The sequence below is a fragment of the Faecalibacillus sp. TM498 genome (assembly GCF_020589955.1).
GTDB lineage: Bacteria > Bacillota_I > Bacilli_A > Erysipelotrichales > Coprobacillaceae > Faecalibacillus > Faecalibacillus intestinalis.
In genome coordinates, this window is sequence record NZ_JAJDKB010000081.1 from 1 (window position 1) to 6,498 (window position 6,498).

General features: G+C 30.0%; 6 protein-coding genes. 5 read left to right on the forward strand and 1 reads right to left on the reverse strand.

Going from position 1 to position 6,498, the window contains the following annotated elements:
• The first annotated feature begins 146 nt into the window (after positions 1 to 146).
• The 4 genes from LJD32_RS14235 (at position 147) to LJD32_RS14250 (ending at position 3,652) form a co-directional block, all read left to right on the forward strand.
• Positions 147 to 866 carry a putative ABC transporter permease gene (locus LJD32_RS14235; RefSeq protein WP_032090163.1) on the forward strand — a complete coding sequence of 240 codons (720 nt, stop codon included), beginning with the start codon at positions 147 to 149 and terminating at the stop codon, positions 864 to 866.
• A 9-nt stretch (positions 867 to 875) separates the two neighbouring features.
• Positions 876 to 1,418 carry a GNAT family N-acetyltransferase gene (locus tag LJD32_RS14240; protein ID WP_227392722.1) on the forward strand — a complete coding sequence of 181 codons (543 nt, stop codon included), beginning with the start codon at positions 876 to 878 and terminating at the stop codon, positions 1,416 to 1,418.
• A 64-nt stretch (positions 1,419 to 1,482) separates the two neighbouring features.
• A complete protein-coding gene (locus LJD32_RS14245; protein ID WP_227392723.1) occupies positions 1,483 to 2,895 on the forward strand; it encodes a glycoside hydrolase family 1 protein in 1,413 nt (470 codons plus the stop codon).
• A gap of 85 nt (positions 2,896 to 2,980) precedes the next feature.
• Positions 2,981 to 3,652: a GTP pyrophosphokinase family protein gene (locus tag LJD32_RS14250; RefSeq protein WP_032090161.1), complete on the forward strand. Its 672-nt coding sequence runs from the start codon at positions 2,981 to 2,983 to the stop codon at positions 3,650 to 3,652.
• Between the two features lie 27 nt (positions 3,653 to 3,679).
• Here LJD32_RS14250 and LJD32_RS14255 read toward each other — a convergent pair whose 3' ends face one another.
• Positions 3,680 to 5,017: an MATE family efflux transporter gene (locus LJD32_RS14255; RefSeq protein WP_147580204.1), complete on the reverse strand. Its 1,338-nt coding sequence runs from the start codon at positions 5,015 to 5,017 to the stop codon at positions 3,680 to 3,682.
• Between the two features lie 527 nt (positions 5,018 to 5,544).
• Here LJD32_RS14255 and LJD32_RS14260 point away from each other — a divergent pair.
• Positions 5,545 to 6,453 carry a LysR family transcriptional regulator gene (locus LJD32_RS14260; protein WP_227392724.1) on the forward strand — a complete coding sequence of 303 codons (909 nt, stop codon included), beginning with the start codon at positions 5,545 to 5,547 and terminating at the stop codon, positions 6,451 to 6,453.
• Positions 6,454 to 6,498: the final 45 nt, after the last annotated feature.

The window sequence follows — 6,498 nt, forward strand, 5'->3', positions numbered from 1 at the left end:
TCAAAAAGAAGTTGATTTTGATGGAACAATGACAGTAATGATTTGTACATTATAAGGCGGAAGCCTTATTTTTTTAACTTGATTTTTTAGGTTGTTTAAAGTATTCTAATTACTATATTATTTAATAAAATGAAATAGGTGATTTTATGAAAGAATGGTTGATTTTAGCGTTTATATTTTTTATAGGAAGTTTAGCTGGATGGCTTTTAGAACTTATTTTTCGTCGCTTTTTTTCCAAAGCAAATCCTTCAAGAAAATGGATCAATCCTGGTTTTTTAGTAGGACCTTATTTACCACTTTATGGTTTTAGTTTATGTGTCGTTTATTTACTGGCACATATTAATGTTTCATTTATTCATGGAGTGTATTTAAGAAAGACGGTACTTTTTTTACTAATGGCTTTATCGGTTACTTTAATTGAATATTTTGCAGGACTTATTTTTATCAAAGGAATGCATGTAAAGCTTTGGGATTATAGTGATGAAAAGTTTAATATTCAAGGAATCATTTGCCCTAAGTTTACTTTCTTTTGGTATTTATTAAGTGCGATTTATTATTTTTTAATTCATCCTAATATCATTCATTCAATTGAATGGCTTGCCGGAAATCTTTGGTTTTCATTCTTTGTAGGATTATTTTATGGTGTCTTTTTAATTGATGTTGGATATTCTTTAAACATTTTAAACAATATCCAAAAATTTGCGAAAGAAAACGATATTATTGTCCAATATGAAGCGTTTAGAAAACATATCGGTGAGTTAAGAAATGAATTTAAAGAAAAAGAACGTTTTGTTTTCTCTATGAAATTGGATCATATTTCAATCAAAAAATCATTAAAAGCGTATTTTGATAAATACTATAAATAGGAGAATTATATGGAATTAAAGAAAATAAGTGAAAATGATATTGAACAAGTAAGTCAACTTTATTACAGTGCTTTTCCTGAAGATGAAAGAGCACCATGGAAAGCTCTTATAGAAAAACACAATAAAGGTAAAGGAGAATTTTTATCAATCTATGATCAAAATAAATGGGTTGGGTTAACGTATGTCATTACCTATCAAAATTTATCCTATGTTTTGTATCTTGCTATTGATGAACTTCAAAGAGGTCATGGCTATGGAAGTAGTGTTTTACAAATATTGAAAAAGAGATATCCTCATACCATTATGTTATGTATTGAAGAAGTAGATGAAAAATATGATAACTACAAACAACGTGTTCATCGTAAAAACTTTTATTTAAGAAATGGACTTCAAGAAATGGGCTTTAAATATGTAGAAAAAGATGTTAAATATGAAATGCTTTATGTAGGGAAAAAATTATCAAGTAAAGTTTATGACGAATTGATGGTTGCTTATGCCGGACCTGTTTATCATAAATTTAGAGATTACCAGGCTGATGAATTGATTGACTAAACATCCATATGGATGTTTTTTTGCTTTAAGAGTATAATAAAGGTAATGATAGGAGGAAGAAAGAATGTTACATAAAAAATTAAAACCATTTCCTAAAGACTTTCTTTGGGGAGCAAGTACATCTGCTTATCAAGTAGAAGGAGCTAACTTATCACATGGAAAGGGTCCTTCGGTTCAAGATGTCAAAAAAGTACCAGAAGGGACATCTGATTTAACAGTATGCGCTGATTTTTATCATCGTTATAAAGAAGATATTGCTTTAATGGCTGAAATGGGCTTTAAAGTTTATCGTTTTTCTATTTCGTGGTCAAGAATTTTACCTCAAGGAACAGGTGAAGTAAATCAAGAAGGAATTGATTTCTACAATAATGTTATTAATGAATGTTTAAAATATAATATTATTCCATTAGTGACAATGTTCCACTTCGATATGCCACAAGCCTTAGAAGAAAGAGGTGGCTGGGAAAAACGTGAATCTATTGATTGGTTTGTTAATTTTGCTAAAGTGATGTATGAAAATTTTGGTGATCGTGTTAAATACTGGCTTACGATCAATGAACAAAACGTTTTAATTTTATCAGGAGATATTATTGGAACAACAACCCTTACAGGACCAGAAAAATATAAATCTCTTTACCAACAAAATCATCATATGTTAGTAGCACAAGCAAAAGCAATGGCTTTATGCCATGAAATGGTAGAAGGTGGAAAAATTGGACCAGCACCAAATATTTCTCTTGCTTATCCAGCAAGTTGTAAGCCTGAAGATCAATTAGCTGCTCAAAACTTAAATGCGATTCGTAACTGGCTTTACTTAGATATGGCTGTTTATGGAGAATATAATCATCTTGCATGGGCTTTTATGGAAAAAAGAAATGCAACTCCTCATATCGAAGAAGGAGATATGGAAATTCTAAAAAATGGGCATCCAGATTTCATTGGTTTCAACTATTATTCAACAGCAACTGTTGCTTGGTGTGATGAAAACCAAGAAGAAACATTTGGACATGATCAACAAAAAACACGTATGGAAGAAGGTGTTTATCTAGGAGCTGCCAATCCAAATCTTCCTCATACTGATTTTGGTTGGGAAATTGATCCATTTGGTTTTAGAGCAACTATTCGTGAAATGTATTCAAGATATCGTTTACCAATGATTGTTACAGAAAATGGGTTAGGTGCTTATGATAAATTAACTGAAGATGGAAAAGTTCATGATCAATACAGAATTGAATATTTAAGAAAACATATTGAACAAATTCAATTAGCGATTACTGATGGTGCAGAAATGATGGGATATTGCCCATGGTCAGCAATTGATTTAATTTCTACTCATGAAGGTATGGTTAAACGTTATGGATTTATTTATGTAGATCGAGATGAATTTGATTTAAAAACATTAGATCGTTATAGAAAAGATTCATTCTATTGGTATAAAAAAGTTATTGCTTCTAATGGAGAAGACCTTAGTGATTAAATCTTTAAAGAAAAATCTTTAAAGATTTTTCTTTTGTTAATGACAAGTTCATTTTTTTAGGCTTTAATAGAGATGAGGTGTTAAAATGAAACCAAGTCAAAAAATTAAACAAAATGTTGTGAATCAAATAGCAAAAACTACTTTATATGAAAATGTCTCAGAATTAATGAAAATGCAACAAATTTATGAAGCAGGAATTAAAGAAATTCGTACAAAATTAGAAATATTAGATGCAGAATTTAAAGTAAAACATGATCATAATCCGATTCATCATATCGAATCTCGTTTAAAATCGCCAGAAAGTATTTTAAAAAAAGCTATTAATAAAGATATTCCTGTAACAGAACGTTCGTTAGAAGAAAATATTCATGATATTGCGGGAGTTCGTGTTATTTGTAATTATGTAGATGATGTTTATAAGGTAGCACAATTACTTACAGATCAAGATGATATCCGTTTAGTTGAAGTAAAAGATTATATTGCAAATCCAAAAGAAAGTGGTTATATGTCTTTACATCTTGTTTTAGAAGTACCAATTTTCTTATCAGAAGGATCTAAACCAATTCATGTTGAAGTACAGCTTCGTACAATTGCGATGGATTTCTGGGCTTCTTTGGAACATAAACTTAAATATAAAACAGATAATAATGTTCCTGAAGATATTAAAGAAGAATTACAAGAATGTGCAAAAACAATTTCTGAACTTGATTTAAAAATGCAAAATATCCATAATCGTTTAAATAAAAAACGTGTGTAAAAAAAGATATCGCAATTGCGATATCTTTTAACTATGTTCTTTTTTTAATTTGTTCATCAAAATAACCAGTGTTGGAATCAAAATAATGATAGCAGCAAACCAAGCAATAGGATTGGCAAAACAAATGGCATTATAACCAAACTTACCAACGAGGGCAAAGGCAACAAAAGCTCTTGCCACTAATTCAGCAGCCCCAGCAAGCATCGTAAGTGCGGATTTTCCTAAACCTTGAATGGTGTTTCTTGAAACAAATAGAATACCTAAAACAAAATAGAAAATACTATTGCAAATCAAGAATTGTTGAGCATCATTAATAACGCTTGTTTCATTACCGGCAACAAATAATAATGAAAGGTATTTTCCAAAGAAAATCATAAAGATACATGCAACGATACCATAACCAATAACAAGGAGCATAGATTCTTTAATTCCTTTAAAAATACGCTCTATCTTTCCAGCACCTAAATTTTGTCCAGAGAAGGTAGCCATTGTAGAACCCATCATATCCATTGGTTGTGTAAAGAACATCGATAATTTTTGGGCAGCAGCAATAGCAGCAACTTTTGCTGAACCTAAAGTATTAACGGCACTTTGTAAGATAACAGCACCTACGGCCGTAATTGAATATTGTAAAGCCATTGGGACGGCAATATTAATAAGTTTTTTGATAATTGGAAAACTTATAGAACGTGCATGATGATCAAATCTTAAATTAGGATATTTTTTAGCCATATAAATAAAACATAAAACAGCTGAGATTCCTTGGGCAATCACTGTGGCAAGGGCAGCACCTCGAACACCCATATGAAAATTAATGATCATTGATAAATCTAAAACAACATTAAGTACCGATGATATAATTAAGAAAATAAGAGGTGTTTTACTATCTCCTAAAGCACGTGAAACACTTGCTAAAAAGTTATAAGCAATGGTGCATGTTAAACCATAAAAAATAATTGAAATATAATCATAAGATTGTTTAAAAATATTAGCAGGTGTTTGCATCCATTGAAGTAATGTTTCCGTTGTAAAATGTGTTAAGACAGTAAGTACAATTGAAAAGAAGATACATAAGTAAAATGCATTCATAATGGTTTGAAGCATTCTTTTTTCTTCTCTAGCACCAAAAGCTTGCGCAATAGGAATCCCAAAACCAGCAGCAAGTCCTAAAACAAATCCAATAATTAAAAAGTTTAATGAACCAGTTGAACCAACAGCAGCAAGAGCATCTACGCCGACAAATCTTCCTACAATCATTGTGTCAACGACGTTATAAAGTTGTTGGAAAATAGCTCCCCCAATTAAAGGAATACAAAATGAAATAATCAGTTTTAATGTATTTCCATGTGTTAAATCTTTTTCCATCTAATCCCTCCCTAAATCCTGTTTTCTTATTATAGCATAGAAAAGGAGTGAAAGATTTTTAAATTATGAAAAAAGTGTCCTCTATTTTATAGAAAATATTTTTTTACTTGAATAAGGAAAAAGGAAAGAAGAGAAAAAATATAAATCGGAATCATTTGAAAAAGGGATACTTTTTCAATACTTTGCACTATGTTTTTTTACTTGAAAATCATATAATCCTTCTAAAGAACTTTCACATTCTTTTAAGATATCTTGACTACTTTTTTGATAAAACATCACGGTTCCTCCTTTGAATAAAAAAAGACAAAACTCATTAAAGATGAAATCCTTAACGAGTCTTGTCTTTAAGATGTACCAGAATAGAAAAACTATTTGCGTTTGTTGATATCATCACACAGATTGTGAGACTCTTCCCTCATTGATTTCATTTTAACAACGATTCTATAAAAATAATGTCGATTTATAAAATCTTAATAATTTTATTTTTGTTAAGCTATGATATAATGACAAAGAAAAAGGAGAAGAATATGACATTAGCACAATTAAGATACGTTATTACAGTTTCTCAAGTAGGAACACTTTCAGAGGCTGCTAAACGTTTATATATATCACAACCAAGTTTAACAAATGCAATCAAAGAATTAGAAAAAGAATTAGGTATTACGATTTTTATTCGTACCAATAAAGGAGTTATTTTATCAAGACAGGGAGAAGAATTTTTAGGTTATGCAAGACAAGTGATTGAACAAACAAACTTGATTGAAGAAAAGTATTTACAGGATCATAATATTAAACATGAATTTTGTATTTCAACGCAACATTATTCTTTTGCCGTAGAAGCTTTTGTTTCTTTGATTAAAGAATATGGTGGGAAGGAATATGATTTCAGGATTCGAGAAACACAAACTTATGAAATTATTGAAGATGTTGCCAAACTTAAAAGTGAAATTGGGGTTCTTTATCTTAATTCATTTAATGAAGTTGTTTTAAAGAAAACGTTGAAAGAAAATGACTTAACATTTCATCGTCTATTTATCGCAAAACCTCATGTTTTTCTTGGAAAAGATAATCCCCTCGCAAATAAAAATAAAGTATCTTTAGAGGATTTAAAAGAATATCCACGTTTATCTTATGAACAAGGAGAACATAATTCTTTTTACTTTTCTGAGGAAATACTGAGTACTTTAGAAAGCCAAAAAGAAATTAAAGTATGTGATCGTGCAACACTCTTTAATTTATTAATAGGTCTTAATGGCTATACAATTTGTAGTGGAGTCATTAATGAACAGCTTAATGGAAAAGATATCATTGCGGTTCCTTTAGATGTGAATGATTTTATGGAAATAGGATATATTACACATAATAAAGCTATTCTAAGTCGTTTTGGACAACTTTATATTGATATCTTAAAAGAGTATACAAAAAAGGGGCTGTAAAGAAACCTAACCTTTTGGATTAGGTTCATCAGCCTCTTTTTTTAG

Excerpts from the sequence above, each read along its gene's own strand:
- LJD32_RS14235 (WP_032090163.1), top strand. The coding sequence starts at position 147 with ATGAAAGAATGGTTGATTTTAGCGTTTATATTTTTTATAGGAAGTTTA.
- LJD32_RS14240 (WP_227392722.1), top strand. The coding sequence starts at position 876 with ATGGAATTAAAGAAAATAAGTGAAAATGATATTGAACAAGTAAGTCAA.
- LJD32_RS14245 (WP_227392723.1), top strand. The coding sequence starts at position 1,483 with ATGTTACATAAAAAATTAAAACCATTTCCTAAAGACTTTCTTTGGGGA.
- LJD32_RS14250 (WP_032090161.1), top strand. The coding sequence starts at position 2,981 with ATGAAACCAAGTCAAAAAATTAAACAAAATGTTGTGAATCAAATAGCA.
- LJD32_RS14255 (WP_147580204.1), bottom strand. The coding sequence starts at position 5,017 with ATGGAAAAAGATTTAACACATGGAAATACATTAAAACTGATTATTTCA.
- LJD32_RS14260 (WP_227392724.1), top strand. The coding sequence starts at position 5,545 with ATGACATTAGCACAATTAAGATACGTTATTACAGTTTCTCAAGTAGGA.